Consider the following 15,452-nt stretch of genomic DNA (forward strand, 5'->3'; position numbering starts at 1 on the left):
GGAGGTTAAATAAAACAGTTCATGCCGTCCCTGTCAGCGGGTCAACGCCAAACTCGGCGGCATAAACCACGCTGATGGCTGTTTCGATGTACTCATAGGTATAACAGTCCATTGCTCGAATGCCGGCGTCCGCCAGCCGTTTTTTAGGACAATCTCCGATCTTGGCGCAGAGCACGATGTCGATACCTTCGAGCGCAACGATCACACCGTCGAGTGTAGCATCGTCACCCCAACCGCCGCGGCAATATTGCTCGACCTTGCGATGGCCCACGAAGGCGATTCCTCTTGGAGAGGCTTCATAAATCTGGAACTCTTTCGCATGGCCGAAATGTTCGTTTATGCGGCCGCCGCCCTTGGTCGCTACCGCAAAGTGAAGCGACCCGTCAGGGCCGGCTGCTTTGACCATTTCGATCGCCTCGCTCTTGGCTGCTGCGTGATTGCCTCTCTCCCGCGCCACTACTTCGCGGTATGCCGCGCGATTGCGGTCGTCGTAGGAGGCTGCATCGGGAATGTGGTCGAGCGTGAATTCCTTGCCACGATCCTCGCCCAGCAGGCCGACGGCGTCGGCCCGGCACTGCCGACAATGGCGCATCAGCTTGGCGCCGTTTTCGAGACGACCTTGAAGCACCTTCAATTCGATTGCCTGCGGAGCCCGTTGCCCGGTCAGACCATAGTAAGTGCCATGCGCTGGGTCCGAAATCAGGGGCATCACATTATGCAAGAATGCGCCGCGCTCTTTCACCCATCGGTTCACCTCGATCAGGTGCTCGTCATTGACGCCGGGTATCATAACCGAATTGACCTTGACGAGGATGCCCCGCGCCGCCAGCATTTCCAGACCCAACATCTGTCGCTTGTGCAGGATTTCGGCGGCTTCGATGCCGGTGTAGCGCCGGTGATTGTAAAAAACCCACGGGTATATCCTTGCGCCGATTTGCGGGTCGACCATGTTGATGGTGATGGTCACGTGATCGACATTCATGCTTGCGAGCTCGTCGACATGATCTGGCAGTGCTAGCCCATTGGTTGAGATGCACAGCTTGATGTCGGGAATTTCCGCGACAACTTTTTCGAAGGTCGCCTTCGTTCTCTTCCAGTCGTAACAGGCATCGCCCGGGCCGGCGATCCCGACGACCGAAAGCTGCGGCACTTCGTTGGCGACCGAAATGACTTTGCGCAGTGCCTGCTCTGGCGTCAGCTTTTCCGAGACGACACCGGGCCGGCTTTCGTTTGCGCAGTCATATTTGCGATTGCAGTAGTTGCACTGGATATTGCAAGCCGGTGCGACGGCGACGTGCATGCGCGCGAAATAGTGGTGTGCTTCTTCCGAATAGCAGGGATGATCCTTTATCTTTTCCCATATTGCTTTATCCATATCAGCCGGCTTTGCGGCGGAGCCACAGGATGAGGATTTGCAGCTGCCGGACTTCGCATTAGTCAGCCTACTGTCGGACGTTTTGGCGCTGGCCGAGCTATCAAGCGAAATCATCGATGCGGTCATCTAGCAATTCCGTTGCTGGTGAAGATTGCAGTTCAACTGCAACACCTATGCCAGCGCTAGAAATTGATTGATGTCAGGCGTTTTAGCGTTTTGCGTCCGATTGAATACACTTGCTCCAAACGGTTTCGTTCGTTCCTGACAATCGGCATATGGACCTCGTCGCGAATGCGACACGCCTTTGTCACGCGGAGTGCCAAGAGAGCATCTTCGACCTGACGAGATGACATAGGCTTAGAACTTTTTTACCTCGATATTGTGCCGGCGCAGAGCATAGCCGACCTGACGGGGCGTGAGGCCAAGCATACGAGCCGCTTTGGCCTGAACCCATCCGACTTTCTCCATTGCCTCGATCAGCCGGTCCCGCTCTGTGAGGCGCGGTGATAGGGCTACGCACGCTGAACCATTGGGATCGCAGGCCTTGATGGGCGCCACCTCCGAATGCGAGACGCTGCCCGGTTGGGTAGAGAGCGGCGATACTGCCGACATTGTTCCACCCCGAGTGAGCTCATCGATAGGCTCAGCCTCGCGGCCGGCGCCATCGCCTTTCCAAAGACGCGCCGAAAGACATTGGCTGTTCTGGCATGCAAAATCCGAGGGAACGATCATCTTTGCGCGCGCCAATGTTGCCGTTCTACGCACGCAATTTTCCAGCTCGCGCACGTTCCCAGGGAAATAGCATTGCGAAATTAGGTCTAATGCCGGCGCCGTGAAGGCGAGCTCTCGATTGTTCTCCCGGTTGAAACGGTCGAGAAAGACTTTTGAAAGGCGCGAAATGTCGCCCGGCCGCTCTCTGAGCGGTGGCAAGACGATCGGCACGACATTGATGCGATAGTAAAGGTCGGCCCTGAACTCGCCATTCGCGACAGCAGCCTCGAGGTCCTTGTTGGTTGCGCATATGAGCCTGACGTCGACTTTGAGGGTCTTGGTTCCGCCGAGCCGCTCCAGTTCGCCTTCCTGCAACACGCGTAAGAGTTTGGCTTGAAAGGCAGGCGAGATTTCGCCGATTTCATCAAGGAGCAGCGTTCCGCCATTCGCCAATTCGAAACGCCCCGGGCGCTGCGAGACAGCCCCGGTGAAAGCGCCCTTTTCATGTCCGAAGAGTTCAGATTCCAAGAGAGATTCAGGCAGCGCGGCGCAGTTTAGTTTGACAAAAGACTTCTTCCTGCGAGGGGAAAGCTCATGAATGGCCTGTGCAAAAAATTCCTTGCCGGTGCCGCTTTCACCCCGCAGAAGCACTGTGGTATTCGTCATCGCCACGGCAGAGACGATTTCCAACACCTGTCTGACTGCGGGGCTTTCGCCGACGATCCAGTCGACCTTGGCTCGCGAACTTTGGCTCTGATCATTCCGTCCCCCTTCGGCCGATCTCCGGTGCAGCTGGATGATTTGCGGACCGGACGTGCTCAGGGCTCGGTGGAACGCGATCGTCTGGCCGACGAGATCGGCGACCATGGTAAGGAAGCGGATATCCTCGTTGTGACGCAGCTCAGTGGCGCTGTCCTTGAAGCGGTCGATCCACAACGTCCCGACCAGCTTGTGCGCAGCCCTTAAAGGGACCCCGATAAATGTAATTGGGATCGTGTCGCTGCTCAAAGATGGTTGATGATCAGCCTGAAATAGCTCGGACTTATTGGTCTCCCTTATCACCAGTGGCTGTCCGGTCGTCACGATCTGATCCATTGCAGCCTGTGGAATGATGTGGCGAGCGCCGGATTGACGAGGATCGGTGACGCCGGCCGACGCGTTAATTTCCGGCTCCCCTTCGCTCGCCAGTACAACGATTGCTCCATGACGCATTCGCAGAAAGGTAGGTAGGATATTAGCGACCTTGACAAGCGTGATCTCCAGCGGGATAGCCGCGGTTAGCAGCTTCGATATTTCGTAGATCCCGCTGCAGGAGATTTCGACTTCAGGCGTTTTGCTGGGTACCCCGGGCAAAGCTCCAACTTCTTCGACGCAATCGCGTAGGATGCGGGTCATTTTCAACACCACCTAGCTGTGTAGAATGCCCCCATTCCAACCACTGTTTGTGCTTATTTGTATAAGTAGAAACTCTAATGTTAGTTTCTGAAATTGCAAGCTGGTTCCAGGCAAAATCGATGCAGCGCCTGGCTGTGACGAAATAACGTGTTTTTGAGAAGTTTAGTAATAAAGTTGTTCACCCGAACTTGAAGAGAACCCCAAAGCCGCCTCGCGGATAGTTCCACATGACCTCGCCACTTGCCTCACACAGCACCCTGCATGTGCCGCACTCCATGCAGCCGTCGGCGGCAATCTCTACTTGGCCTTTGTCATTCAGCTCATAGCATTTTGCCGGGCAGATGCGTGTCAGCGCCAAAAGGTTTGCACTCGGATGCTCGTGCGGGCGCACCTTAATGTGGGGGCGTCCCGGATCGACCAGATAGCGATTCTGGAAAAGCTTGTCCTCAACACGCAACTTCGTCACTGCAACCGTCATTCTATTTCTCCTTCAACGCCAAGCCAATGCCAGACGCACTGCGTCGCTGACCAGCCCCCAGCGCGAGCGCGCCTTTATGAAAGCGGCCGTCGTCGCCTTTTCATTTTCGATCTTCGGCGTACCATCGACACGCATGAAATTTTTCGAAGCCTCAGACATCAACTTCGGGTATGTCATGAAGAAATTGCGGGAATTTGTATGAAGTAGGGCCGGCATGTCCTTGTATTTCTTAAGATCTTTAATGACAAAGGAATCGTCCAGCATTGTCTTGTAGAGTGCGAGGTTCCTTTTGGTCGTTCGACCTCCGCGGCTCTTGACCTCGAAAATGGCCTCCCCGGCGATGCGACCTGACGTCATGGCGAGATTTGAACCTTCTCGGTGAACGGCATTATTGAGCTGTGCCGCGTCACCGACAACGACCCATCCATCGCCGAAGAGCGGAGGAATTGCCTTGTACCCACCCTCTGGAATGAGATGAGCTGCATATTCCTTGACTTCCGAATCCGCGATCAGATGTTTGATCGATGGATGGTTCTTGAACGCTTCGAGCAACTCGTAAGGACTTTCGCACGTTGCGGCGAAGTCGGAGACGATGCAACCGATGCCAAGAGAGATCGACTCCTTATTGGTATAAAGGAAGGCGAGCCCGGCCATGCCGCGCGAGATGGTGCCGGCCGCCTCGATCACACAGCCCTCGTTGCCATGAAGACCGAAACGCTGATCGATCACGTCTTCTGGCAGAAAATGTATTTCCTTGACAGCGAGAGCCACGCTCTCCGAAGTCGGCGTCTGACGCAAACCAGCCCGTGCGCCGAGCAGCCCATTGGCGCCTTCCGCAAGAACGACCGTGTCCGCAAGTATGACATCGCCGGTACGGTCAGTGCGCACACCGATTACCTTGCCGCCTTCCTTTGCAAGTTCCGTCGCCGTCGTCTCGCAAAGGACTGTTGCTCCCGCCTCGCGCACCTTACGCGAAAACCAACGGTCGAACTGGGCGCGAATGATTGTGTAGCGCTCGGGCGTCGACTCGTTGAAATCATCCGATCGGTATTGGATCCCAACGTGGGATGTGTCATCCATCATCCAGAAGCGCTGCTCGACGAGATGCCTCTCAAGAGGCGCATCATCTCGAAAATTCGGGATGATTTCCTCCAGCATGTTCGCGTACATGATGGCGCCCTGGACGTTTTTGGAGCCCGGATACTCGCCACGCTCCAATTGCAGGACCTTCAAGCCACGGCTCGCCATGGTGTAAGCAGCCGCATTGCCGGCCATGCCGGCGCCAATGACGATGGCGTCAAACTTTTCCCCACTCATAATCCGTGTCCCCTAGTTCGCAAGCTTATCGCGACTGTGCGGCGACAGCCGTTGGGTGAAAACATCAGTGAGGGCCGGCAAGAAGCGGATCGCATCCGTTACGACGCCAAGGTGGGCGAAGTCGAAAATCGGCGCGTTCGGATCGGTGTTGATCGCCACAATGAGATCAGCGCCTCCGACGCCAACCCGGTGCTGAATGGCGCCGGAAATCCCGGCCGCTATATAGAGCTTCGGCCGGATAGTCTTACCGGTTTGCCCGATCTGCCGATCAGCCGGCATCCAGCCTTTCTGGACCAGCGGCCGTGAACACCCGTATTCGGCTCCAATTACCCGCGCAAGATTCTTCACCAGCTTCAGGTTCTCCGATGTTCCAAGACCGAGGCCGCCGCCCACCACCACATCGGCATAGGCGAGATTGGAATTTGTCGATTGCACGTCGGAAAGGAACCCCAGGACTTTGGTGACGATCTCCTCCTCGAGCATCGGAACCCCATGCTGAATGACGCAGCCGATCGGCTTGTTCATGCGCTGAGGCATCGCCATGACCCTCGGCCGCACTGTCGCCATCTGCGGTCTGCAGTTGAGCGTGTAGATTGTGCATAGTAGAGAGCCGCCGAAAGTCGGCCGCGTTGCGGCAAGCGAACCGTCCGCATCGACATCGAGTTCGGTGCAGTCCGCGGTGAGCCCCGTCAACAAGGTCGTCGCCACGGAACCGGCAAGGTCGCGACCAAGCGTCGTCGCGCCCAGAAGCAGGATCTCGGGTTTGTAAGTGGCAACCAGATTTGTCAAAGCTTTGGTGAAGGGCTCGTTCCTATAGTCTTCGAGCAGGGGGTTTTCCACGAGATAGGCAACGTCGGCGCCATAGGCAAACGCCTCTGCAATTGCCTGCTGCGTGGCGTCCCCCGGAGGTCCGAGTACGACACCTGCGAGTTTGACGCCAAGCTTGTCCGCCAGCTTGCGGCCTTCTCCTAGCAGTTCGAAGGAGACGGGATGGACATTTTCGCGCTCTACTTCGATGAAGACCCAAACATGGCGGTAGTCCTTGAAATGGTCGGGCAGTTCTTTCTTCATGCCCGCGCGGCCGACGGCGGGGGGCGGTGTTTCTTGATTTGCGGTCAACGTCATGGCTCCTTGCCGTTATGCGCTGGCGTCGAAGGCGAGTTCGTGTTCGAGCGCCGGCTGACGGGCGAAGATTTCGACAATCAACTCATCAGCAAGATCGCCGAGCGCCTTATCGGTGGTGGTGATTTGCTCTGCCTTTTCCGTCCTTGCTGTCGGGGCAAAGACGCGTTTGACGACCGTCGGCGAACCACGCAATCCACACTTGCTGAGGTCCTCGATGCCCGCGTCGGCCGCGCTCCATTTTACGATCTGACTGCGTGCAGCACGTAGCGCGTCATCAAGCGAGCCGCGGCGGATTTCGTTGGTGCCTTCCAACATAGTGATGAGGCAGGGAAGCCTGCCATACAGCATCTGGGTACCCCCTTCCGAACGACGGTCGACCTTGATTTCGCGCGCGTCAAGATCGAGGGAGCAAATCTTCGAAACGTAAGTGAGTTGCAGGAGGTCGAGGCGCTTGGCGATGCCCGGCCCGACCTGGGCAGTGTCGCCGTCGATCGTCTGCTTACCCGTGAAGACAATGTCGGGGGCGCCAAAGATCTCGCCGATTTTTGCGATCGCCTGCGAAAGAGCAAAAGAAGTCGCCAGGGTATCGGATCCGGCAAAATAGCGGTCGGTCAACAATACCGCCCGATCCGCACCATACGTGAGCGCCTTACGCAACGAATCCTCTGCCATCGGCGGGCCCATCGTAAGCGCGGTAACCTCGCCGCCATGGACGTCACGCAACCGCAGTGCTTCTTCAAGGGCGAATAGATCATAAGGATTTATGATGGTCGGCACACCCTGGCGCATGATCGTGTTCGTTACAGGATGGACGCGAATCTGTGCGGAGTCCGGCACCTGCTTGATACAGACGACAACGTGCATGTGGTCTCCTAGCTGCTGTTCAATGGCGGGTTTGGCGCTTCGTGTCCTTGAAAGCACTATCTGTGCCAATCTTTTCGAATGTGGCATCCCTCTGAAATTTCGGGGATTTCTTCTGAGGTGCCGACACTGGAACCGCCATTGTCGGCTTCTCGACATCGTTCAAGCCGGAACCATGTCGCATTCACTCCTTGCCGAAACGCTTCAAGATGGAATCGAACGGCACGAAGGTGTGACCCGGTTGGGCAGGCTTGGCCGGATTGTGATCTTCGAGCACCTTGAAGACCCGGTGCGCAAGTGGCGAGGACGTCGCAAAATCTTCGTAGGCGCGTTCAAGGATGGCGCGTGCTCTGGCAGCAATGACCTGTTCGGGGAGATCGGAGAAATCCTCTTCGGCGAGGTATTGCCCCATCCGCTTCATGATGTGAAGCCGCGAGACGTCAAGCACCTTCGGATCATAGGCGACGTCCAGCAGCGCGAAAAACTCCTCCGCGGCCGACAGATTTTTCAACCGCGCGAGGATTTGGGCTGTATCGCTGGTTCGGCCGGCGTTGCAAAAACTGTTCATAACATTCTCCCCGTTGGAACGATGCTCTTTGGTGCTCCGGTGCGATGATTTGCGGTCGCGAAAACCCCGCAGGAAAAGTCCTCGCTCTTGCGGCTACAAGTGGCTTTCCAAGTCCGAGCTCTTCTGCGTCGCGAGAGCGACGAACATCGCCTGGTTCCGTGAAGCCAAATCGTGTCGTCAGAACATGAACCCCATCAGGAGGGGTTTCCGTCCGTTTCCGGCGGCTTCAGAAAAGCCAAAGGTCTTCGCCGCTTTGCCGGCGTCGGCCTAAACGAAGAACCATCTCGCAAACTGCCGACGATACCGGGCAAGACATCGAGCACGCGGTCTATATCCTCCTCGCAATTATCACGCGACAGAGAGAAGCGAATGACCCCGTGGTTCGAGATATCGGGAATGTTCATCGCCGTCAGGACATGGCTCGGCTGCGGCGACTCAGAAGTGCAAGCCGAGCCGGAAGAACAGGCGATGCCATAGCGGTCAAGGAGAAGCAGTAAGCCATCACCGTTGATTTGGTCGAAGGCGATGTTGGAGGTGTTCGGCAACCGCTTTTGCCGATCGCCGGTGACGAACGCATCTGGGATGCGCTGCAGAAGCCCTTTTTCGAGGCGATCCCGCAGCGATCTTACTCGTCCGTTCTCTTCTTTCATGAAGCTCAAGGCAAGTTCAGCGGCCTTGCCGAGCCCGACGATGCCGGCCGTATTTTCCGTGCCGGCGCGCCGATCGCGCTCCTGGTGTCCCCCTTTGATCATCGGATCGAAGCGCACGCCGCGCTTTACCCAAAGTGCACCAATCCCTTTGGGTCCATGCAGCTTGTGACCCGAGAGCGACAGCATGTCGATCGCACTCGATTTCAGGTTCATCGGAAGCTTGCCAACTGCCTGCACAGCGTCTGTATGAAAAAAAGCGCCAACTTCCTTGGCCAACTTAGCGAGGTCAGCGACAGGAAAAATCGTGCCCGTTTCATTGTTCGCCCACATGATCGAGACGAGTGCAACATGTGGGGTGAGGGCCGCCCGATATGTGCGAAGATCAAGGCGACCTTGCCGATCGACTGGAATCTTGTGCACCTTTATGCCACGCGTCTTTTCAAGGTGCGCGCAGAGCGTCAGCACCGCCGGATGCTCGACTGCGGACGTCACGATCTGTGTGCGATCGGGCATGATCTCAAGCGCCGAAAGGATCGCTGCATTGTCGCTTTCCGTCCCGCCGGAGGTAAAGACGATCTCATGCTCGAACTCCGCACCGATCAAAGCTTGCAATTGTTTGCGCGCGGTCATTATCGCCGCACTTGCCGAGGCGCCAAAACTGTGACTGGACGAAGGATTGGCGAATTGATCCGTAAAGAACGGCAACATTGCTTGTACGACTTCAGGATCGACTCGCGTCGTTGCATTGTTGTCGAGATAGACAGATCTCATGGAAGCGATCCTCAGTTGGCGGAGTGACCTCGGTAGTCTCCGTCGTTCAGCCCTCGGGCAAGACCAATCGCCGCAGCGTTCGATTGGTCGAGTTCGCTGCAGCGACGTTATCTGGCAGTTTCAGATTTCCGGTGGGAATGTTTCAGAGGCCCCAAGCATCCTCGATCCGCGGCGACATTCCGCCGAAAATGGCCGTCGGTTACAAAGATATTTCTTTGACCTCGAGTACGCTGCCTTCCTTTGTGCCTGCCGGCAAACTCGCCTCTGACCTAACGAGGCCTTCAACGAACAACGCCGCAGGGACCGCAACCATCGCTTCTTCGACAGCTTTGAAGCATGTGACCGGATCCCGCGACTTTGCGCCACACATGACGCAAGCGGTGACGGCGAGGTGGACGGCGGCCGATCGACACCATGCGTTAAGTCGCAATTGATGATTCGAAGCGCTTCATGGGCGGTCTTGCCGACAACAAATTCGACCAACTCGGACGAGCAGGCGATCGCGAAACGGCTGCGGAGCCTCTGTAGTGTTGCGGCACTGATCACTTCCATCGGCCGATCGAATCCCATCCTCAATTCAACCGCATCCCAACGTGCGACCGCGCCGACCTTACTTTCAGCAGTGGCTGTTTGCAGAATGCGGGCGCCCTTGTGATTGGAAGATGATGTCTTGAGCTTGTCGCGATGCTTCCGCATGACTTTTCACACCAACCCTGGATGATCAGGCAAAGGACTTCCCACAAGCGCACGTCTCTGCCGCGTTGGGATTGTCGAAGACAAAGCCGGAGGACTCCAGCCGGGTGACGAAGTCGACCGACATGCCGTTGATGTGGGGTTGAGAGCCCGCGTCCACGAACAGCGTGACCCCGCCAGTTTCGATGATCGCATCGCCCTCGCGTGGGCCGCTTTCCGGTCCTATCAGGTATTTGAGCCCGGCGCAGCCGCCGGTCTCAACCGCGATGCGTAGGCCTTTGGCCGGTTCGTCCGCTCGGCTGAGCGCAATCTTCACGGCGGCGACGGCGTTGTCTGTGAGCGTGATCATAAATATGGTTCTCATTGGTCGTCGGCAAATTCGCAAATGACCTTGCATGTGCCGTGCCACAGAGAAAATCATTGAGGAGCCGCCGGATCTTCCGCTGGCAATATGCGCATGTCCGACATCACTGAACGTCACATCAAAAAGGGGCAGTGGCCTGTGAATTCGAGGTGCTCGCCAAGGCATCACCGCGCCATTTTCACGCCGCGGCCGTCAACGTAGCCGGGAAAGTTTGTAGCCGGCGCACCGGGAAGGGCTTGGGTACCAACAATGACTGTCGGGTTTGTCGATTAGCCGACAATTGGCGTTGGCCGATCTGCATTTGCACGCTCATCACATTGTTGAGAAACCCTGAAGAGTTGTGCCTACGCTGTTTGTAGGGGCAGGCTGGCACAGTTTTTGGAGCTTTCACGTCATGGCCGTCACAGCTGCAGGCGACCTTGATCAATGAAACGAAGGAGCAAAAGCGCCGTGTCAGATCTGCATCAGTTCCAGGTTTTGAGGGAAAAGGGCATCAGTCGCGGAATACGAATATCTGATCGGTGGCAACATTCACAGTCATCCAATGCCAGGCTATGGCTGCGAATGGGTTTGGAAATGGATTTTGACGACTATGTGCTTACTTGTGTCTTTTCCCGAGCGCTTGAGGAGATTGACGCTGGCCAAGCGTCGGCGACCGAGGCGACCGGCCTTTCTCGCGCCGAGCTGCGGGACGTCCTAACACGAAGTTTTCCTGCCAAGCTCATCGACGCCTTTTTTCCGGCAGAGACGAGCGATCCAGAGCTCGGTACGGAGGAAAAGCTCCTGCGTGACTTGCTACTTTCGCATGCCCGTCCAAACGATCCAGTCAGTGCCCGCTTTGCTAAAATCATTGCCCGACGTGCCCTGCGCGACGAGCATCTGTGGCAGGACCTTGGCCTATTTGACCGGGCCGAGCTTGGTCGGTTGTTTGCCATGCATTTTCCGACGCTGGCGGCTGGCAATACCAACAATATGAGGTGGAAGAAGTATCTTTACCGCAAGCTCTGCGAGGCTGAAGGTTTCTCGCTCTGCGCCGCACCCAGCTGTCAGGAATGCAGTGATTTTAAATCGTGCTTCGGCCCCGAAACAGATGAAGCCAGTTGTTAGGTCGCTTTCGCGAGCGGTGCGAGATCGTCAGCGCTTGGTCGGCGGCTATACAAATCCCGCACGCATCTCTCGGCGACGTTGAACGGAAGAAGGGATATTCATTGCTTCCCTGTATTTTGCGACGGTGCGCCGAGCAATATCGATCCCGCTTTTTCGAAGTTGCGCGACCATATTGTCGTCGGAAAGCACACTGTCCTCCGTTTCCGCGGCGATCATTGCCCTTATTCGATGGCGGATCGCTTCGGCCGAGTGTGCCTCGCCGCCTTCCGAGGAGGCAATCGCGACCGTGAAAAAATACTTCAGCTCGAACACGCCGCGAGGGGTGAGCATGTATTTGTTCGAAGTCACACGGCTCACAGTCGACTCATGCATCTCGATGGCGTCAGCGACTGTCTTAAGATTGAGAGGCCGAAGATAGGCAGTGCCGCGCTCCAGAAAGACATCCTGCTGGCGGACGATTTCAGTTGCTACCTTAAGGATCGTTTTGGCCCGTTGATCGAGGCTGCGAACCAGCCAGTTCGCGTTTTGGAAGCATTCGTTGAGGAATGCCTGATCACCGGAATCATGCGCGGTCAGACGAGAGACTTCGGCAAAATAGGTCTGGTTGATGAGCACCTTGGGCAGCATGTCGGGATTGAGTTCGATCTGCCACCCGCCTGCGGTCGAGGGCAGAACTCGAACGTCCGGTATGATGGCGTCCGGTCGTCCCGATTGGAATCGGTTTCCGGGCCTGGGATCGAGTGTCCGGATCTCATGCAGCATGTCGAGGAGGTCATCTTCGTCGACACCGCAGCACCGCTTCAATGCGCGAAAGTCGCGTTGCGCAACCAACTCAAGATTTGCGACCAGCGCTTCCATGGCCGGGTCGAACCGATCCCGCTGCCGCAACTGTATCTCGAGGCATTCCCCAAGAGTTCGCGCAAAAATTCCAGGTGGATCGAAATGCTGCAAGGTCGCGAGAACTCGCTCGACGTCAGCCTTGTGGACACCCAGATTTGCCGCCAGCTCTGACAGGTCCACCTGAAGATATCCAGTGGATTCCAGATGATTGGCAAGCGCACCGGCAATCCGCCGATCTCGAAAGGTGAATGCAGTGAGAGCGATCTGCCGAGTGACATCGTCGTGCAATGTTTCAGTAGAAGCAGCAAACTCCTCGAAGCCTGAGGGTTGCTCTGACGAAGCATTGGCGGAACTTCGAATTGATTTCCATTCTCCAAGTGGCGCAGGAGCTTCGATCCTTGTCGGCGCATCAACCTTGCCGTTTTGTGTGGCAATATCGGGCCTGTTCTCCGAGGTCGAAACGACATCGTCAGAAGTGATGCCGTCGCTTGATGCCAGCTCCAGAAACGGGTTCTTCTCCAATTCCTGCTCGACGAACTGATGCAGTTCGCCATGCGCCAGTTGCAGCAAGCGAATAGATTGGATGAGCTGAGGCGTAATAACCAGCGATTGCTTTTGGCGCTGGAGAAGGTTTGCTAAATACTGCATCCTAAGAGCGAAACCCCTATCGATCTTGGTACTTAGTCGCGCGAATGTTTATTTTGCGAGGCTTTAATTCCTCTGGCGTTCATGCTGCGGCCGAGGCTTTCAGCGTCTCGAGAATGTTTTGCGGCGATGAAATGCCATAGGGATCGGTTTGACAGTTGTCGGAGAAGCCTTCTTCCTCAAACCACTGCTCCACCACGCCGTCATCGACCACGGCCGCGTAGCGCCAGGAGCGCATTCCGAAACCGAGATTGTGCTTGGCGACGAGCATGCCCATCTTGCGAGTAAATTCTCCCGAGCCGTCAGGGATGAGCTTGACGTTGCGAAGCCCTACGGACTTGCCCCAGGCGTTCATGACGAATGCATCGTTTACGGAGAGACAGTAAATCTCATCGATGCCTTTCTTTTGAAACTCGCCATAAAGGCTTTCGAAATCAGGTAGCTGTTGGTTGGTGCAGGTGGGGGTGAAGGCGCCTGGCAGCGAAAACAAGATGACGCGCTTGCCGCGGAAATAGTCGTCCGATGTCCTGTCTTTCCACCGATACGGGTTCGGCCCTGGTAGCGCCTCATCGCGAACACGCGTCCGGAATGTGACGAAGGGAACCTTCTTTTTGATGTTCATCTAACTGCTCCTTCATAACAGACAATTGACACGTAGTTTCGCGGTTGCGGCGGTCGTAGCCGACCTCTGCCCGTATGCTGGTCAAGCAAGGGGCATGCCATTGGCCGTCAATGCAGAGATATTCTACTGTCGCGCGGGCCTTGGTTTGAGTAGGAGCGCCCCGAACAAAGGGCGCTGAACCAAACATCTTAACCGCAAGTGACCTCCGCCGCGGTGACATCGGTTGATCGCTTGCTATCGGGAAGCGTCGGATATTCACAACGGACCGAACCGTTCCGGATAGTCGTGTCAAATCCTTTAACGAGCACCGCCGGCAGGCATGGACATGGCCGCCGTGCTCGCGTTCTTTAGGCACAGCGATTTGCCGAGACAGCTCTTCTCCCAAGGCCGAGTGATGTGCCGCTGTTGCTGCTCTCGATCATATCCAGCGCCACCCGCCATCTCTTCGGCAGGACGCCCGCGCGCGGGCGCGGCGAGATTAAAATTTCGAGCGTGTCATCGCTATTGAATAATTAGGTTCTCCCTCGCGTGTCTATTCGCCGACCTTTTAATGTTCGAAACGGGACAAGAATGTTGGGAGACCGACGATTGATTCCAAGGCCTGGCCGCCGGCCGGTGCAAGTCGTGCAGCGCGGCCGCCCGCGCTCATTCGGCACGCAACTTGCGTCGATGATTTTTCGCCGCGCTTGGCGTTTTCCGATTTCCGATGGAGCATGACATGGATCAAAAGGTTTTCGTTCCAAAGAGCATCGGGGCGATTGAGGATCCGACGAAAACGCTCCGCGATCTGATTTCCTCCCCGGACCTGACGCACCTGATGGGAGCGCATGATGGGCTTTCCGCGGCGGTCGCCATGCAGGCGGGCTTTAAGGCCATTTGGGCGTCTGGCCCGTGCGTTTCGCAGAGCCTCGGCTATCGCGACGTCAAGGAGGTAAGTTGGACACATTTGATAGGGGTGGTGGAACGAATGGCGGACGCCAGCGGACTGCCGATCCTCGCCGATGGTGACTCCGGCTTCGGGAACATGAATAATTCCCGTTTAATGGCAGCAAAGCTCTTGCAGCATGGCGCCTCTGGTGTGTGCATTGATGACACGAGCTTCCCGAAAATGAATTCCTCTGTCGGCAATCGTCCTCCGCTGGACGATATCGAAAAATTTTCGGGCCGCCTGAAGGCGATCAAGGACACCACGGGAAATGACCTTGTGCTTGTCGCCCGCACCGAAGCCTTAATCGGCGGTTGCAGTCTCGATGCAGCCCTGTTGCGCGCGGACGCCTACGCGAACGCCGGCGCCGATGCAATCCTGATCCATTCGGGGGAAGCGAAGACGCACGAGGTTCTCACCTTTGCGAAGGAATGGAAGCGGCTTCCTATCATGATCGCGCCTTCGAATTACTTTCGCACCGTCATTTCAGCGCATCATGAGGCTGGCATCTCCAATATCGTTTGGGTCAACCACGCAATGCGTGCAGCGATTGCAGGTATGCGGGCTGCTTACAACTGGATCATCGCCGAAGCAAGGGCCGGGCAGATTGGGCAGGAAGTAGCTAAGCTCGACGATGGACCCGCTGCGTTATGGTGAACGGCCTTCGGCGGAAGTCGGTATCTCTCCGCGCGCGTGATTAGCATTGGTCCGCTGAGGCGGTTAGCCTCGCTACGGCTGTCTCCGGAGACCGATCCTTACGACCTAATGAGACCATTTCCCACCGAACTGATGACAATGTGGCCGATCGGCAAGGAAGTGGGCTCGCGAAAGAATGACCGCCCCGATATCATTGCGCCTCTCAAGGATGCGGAGCAGCCGTCACTCTGATTGATGACGACATTGTGAAAGAACGTGCCGCAGGAAGGTACCATGATCATCCGTTCGAAGTCGGCAATGTCGGTAACTATGACCTTGCCCCGTTGAAATAATCCATTTTGAAGTAAG

Annotated in this window: 14 protein-coding genes and 1 pseudogene; 3 read left to right on the forward strand and 12 right to left on the reverse strand. The window is 56.5% G+C overall.

Annotated features, from left to right (window positions below; genetic code table 11):
- Positions 1-19: 19 nt before the first annotated feature.
- The 10 genes from nifB to N2601_RS30690 all read right to left on the reverse strand — a co-directional run bounded on the left by nifB (position 20) and on the right by N2601_RS30690 (position 10,293).
- Positions 20-1,501 carry a nitrogenase cofactor biosynthesis protein NifB gene (gene nifB / locus N2601_RS30650; RefSeq protein ID WP_260305759.1) on the reverse strand — a complete coding sequence of 494 codons (1,482 nt, stop codon included), beginning with the start codon at positions 1,499-1,501 and terminating at the stop codon, positions 20-22.
- 231 nt (positions 1,502-1,732) lie between these two features.
- Positions 1,733-3,481 carry a nif-specific transcriptional activator NifA gene (gene nifA, locus N2601_RS30655; RefSeq protein ID WP_260305814.1) on the reverse strand — a complete coding sequence of 583 codons (1,749 nt, stop codon included), beginning with the start codon at positions 3,479-3,481 and terminating at the stop codon, positions 1,733-1,735.
- Between the two features lie 178 nt (positions 3,482-3,659).
- Complete coding sequence (locus tag N2601_RS30660) at positions 3,660-3,959, reverse strand: ferredoxin family protein (RefSeq protein ID WP_104825701.1); 300 nt, start codon at positions 3,957-3,959, stop codon at positions 3,660-3,662.
- 12 nt (positions 3,960-3,971) lie between these two features.
- Positions 3,972-5,276, reverse strand: a complete 1,305-nt coding sequence (locus tag N2601_RS30665; RefSeq protein WP_260305761.1) for an FAD-dependent oxidoreductase — start codon at positions 5,274-5,276, stop codon at positions 3,972-3,974.
- A gap of 12 nt (positions 5,277-5,288) precedes the next feature.
- Positions 5,289-6,401, reverse strand: coding sequence for an electron transfer flavoprotein subunit alpha/FixB family protein (locus N2601_RS30670; RefSeq protein ID WP_260305762.1), 1,113 nt, complete (start codon positions 6,399-6,401; stop codon positions 5,289-5,291).
- A gap of 12 nt (positions 6,402-6,413) precedes the next feature.
- Positions 6,414-7,265 (reverse strand): electron transfer flavoprotein subunit beta/FixA family protein, encoded by an 852-nt coding sequence (locus N2601_RS30675; protein ID WP_260305763.1) that lies wholly within the window; start codon positions 7,263-7,265, stop codon positions 6,414-6,416.
- A gap of 181 nt (positions 7,266-7,446) precedes the next feature.
- On the reverse strand, positions 7,447-7,830 hold the full coding sequence (gene nifW, locus N2601_RS30680) for a nitrogenase stabilizing/protective protein NifW (RefSeq protein ID WP_260305764.1): 384 nt from the start codon (positions 7,828-7,830) through the stop codon (positions 7,447-7,449).
- 194 nt (positions 7,831-8,024) lie between these two features.
- Positions 8,025-9,251, reverse strand: a complete 1,227-nt coding sequence (gene nifS / locus N2601_RS30685) for a cysteine desulfurase NifS (protein WP_260305766.1) — start codon at positions 9,249-9,251, stop codon at positions 8,025-8,027.
- Positions 9,252-9,371: 120 nt separating this feature from the next.
- Complete coding sequence (locus N2601_RS34310; protein ID WP_445945071.1) at positions 9,372-9,947, reverse strand: iron-sulfur cluster assembly scaffold protein; 576 nt, start codon at positions 9,945-9,947, stop codon at positions 9,372-9,374.
- A 25-nt stretch (positions 9,948-9,972) separates the two neighbouring features.
- Positions 9,973-10,293, reverse strand: a complete 321-nt coding sequence (locus N2601_RS30690) for an iron-sulfur cluster assembly accessory protein (protein ID WP_260305767.1) — start codon at positions 10,291-10,293, stop codon at positions 9,973-9,975.
- 465 nt (positions 10,294-10,758) lie between these two features.
- Between N2601_RS30690 and N2601_RS30695 the strand changes: the two genes are divergently transcribed.
- Complete coding sequence (locus N2601_RS30695; RefSeq protein WP_260305768.1) at positions 10,759-11,415, forward strand: nitrogen fixation protein NifQ; 657 nt, start codon at positions 10,759-10,761, stop codon at positions 11,413-11,415.
- A gap of 45 nt (positions 11,416-11,460) precedes the next feature.
- Here the strand turns inward: N2601_RS30695 and rpoN are convergent, their stop codons facing one another.
- Both rpoN and N2601_RS30705 read right to left on the reverse strand, forming a co-directional pair.
- The gene (gene rpoN, locus N2601_RS30700; RefSeq protein ID WP_260305769.1) at positions 11,461-12,903 is read right to left on the reverse strand and encodes an RNA polymerase factor sigma-54; all 1,443 of its coding nucleotides are present in this window, start codon (positions 12,901-12,903) and stop codon (positions 11,461-11,463) included.
- A 79-nt stretch (positions 12,904-12,982) separates the two neighbouring features.
- Positions 12,983-13,522, reverse strand: a complete 540-nt coding sequence (locus tag N2601_RS30705) for a peroxiredoxin (protein ID WP_260305771.1) — start codon at positions 13,520-13,522, stop codon at positions 12,983-12,985.
- 718 nt (positions 13,523-14,240) lie between these two features.
- Here N2601_RS30705 and N2601_RS30710 point away from each other — a divergent pair.
- Positions 14,241-15,104, forward strand: coding sequence for an isocitrate lyase/phosphoenolpyruvate mutase family protein (locus N2601_RS30710; protein ID WP_260305773.1), 864 nt, complete (start codon positions 14,241-14,243; stop codon positions 15,102-15,104).
- Positions 15,105-15,182: 78 nt separating this feature from the next.
- Positions 15,183-15,335 (forward strand): annotated as a pseudogene (locus N2601_RS30715) (SOS response-associated peptidase); the annotation flags it as partial.
- Positions 15,336-15,452 lie beyond the last annotated feature (117 nt).

The sequence above is a fragment of the Rhizobium sp. CB3060 genome, assembly GCF_025200735.1.
Classification (GTDB): Bacteria; Pseudomonadota; Alphaproteobacteria; order Rhizobiales; family Rhizobiaceae; genus Rhizobium.

Bases quoted from the DNA above. Each gene is read 5' to 3' on its own strand.
- N2601_RS30675 (WP_260305763.1), bottom strand. From the start codon at position 7,265: ATGCACGTTGTCGTCTGTATCAAGCAGGTGCCGGACTCCGCACAGATT.
- N2601_RS30670 (WP_260305762.1), bottom strand. From the start codon at position 6,401: ATGACGTTGACCGCAAATCAAGAAACACCGCCCCCCGCCGTCGGCCGC.
- N2601_RS34310 (WP_445945071.1), bottom strand. From the start codon at position 9,947: ATGCGGAAGCATCGCGACAAGCTCAAGACATCATCTTCCAATCACAAG.
- nifA (WP_260305814.1), bottom strand. From the start codon at position 3,481: ATGACCCGCATCCTACGCGATTGCGTCGAAGAAGTTGGAGCTTTGCCC.
- N2601_RS30665 (WP_260305761.1), bottom strand. From the start codon at position 5,276: ATGAGTGGGGAAAAGTTTGACGCCATCGTCATTGGCGCCGGCATGGCC.
- N2601_RS30690 (WP_260305767.1), bottom strand. From the start codon at position 10,293: ATGATCACGCTCACAGACAACGCCGTCGCCGCCGTGAAGATTGCGCTC.
- nifS (WP_260305766.1), bottom strand. From the start codon at position 9,251: ATGAGATCTGTCTATCTCGACAACAATGCAACGACGCGAGTCGATCCT.
- N2601_RS30660 (WP_104825701.1), bottom strand. From the start codon at position 3,959: ATGACGGTTGCAGTGACGAAGTTGCGTGTTGAGGACAAGCTTTTCCAG.
- nifB (WP_260305759.1), bottom strand. From the start codon at position 1,501: ATGACCGCATCGATGATTTCGCTTGATAGCTCGGCCAGCGCCAAAACG.
- rpoN (WP_260305769.1), bottom strand. From the start codon at position 12,903: ATGCAGTATTTAGCAAACCTTCTCCAGCGCCAAAAGCAATCGCTGGTT.
- nifW (WP_260305764.1), bottom strand. From the start codon at position 7,830: ATGAACAGTTTTTGCAACGCCGGCCGAACCAGCGATACAGCCCAAATC.
- N2601_RS30710 (WP_260305773.1), top strand. From the start codon at position 14,241: ATGGATCAAAAGGTTTTCGTTCCAAAGAGCATCGGGGCGATTGAGGAT.
- N2601_RS30705 (WP_260305771.1), bottom strand. From the start codon at position 13,522: ATGAACATCAAAAAGAAGGTTCCCTTCGTCACATTCCGGACGCGTGTT.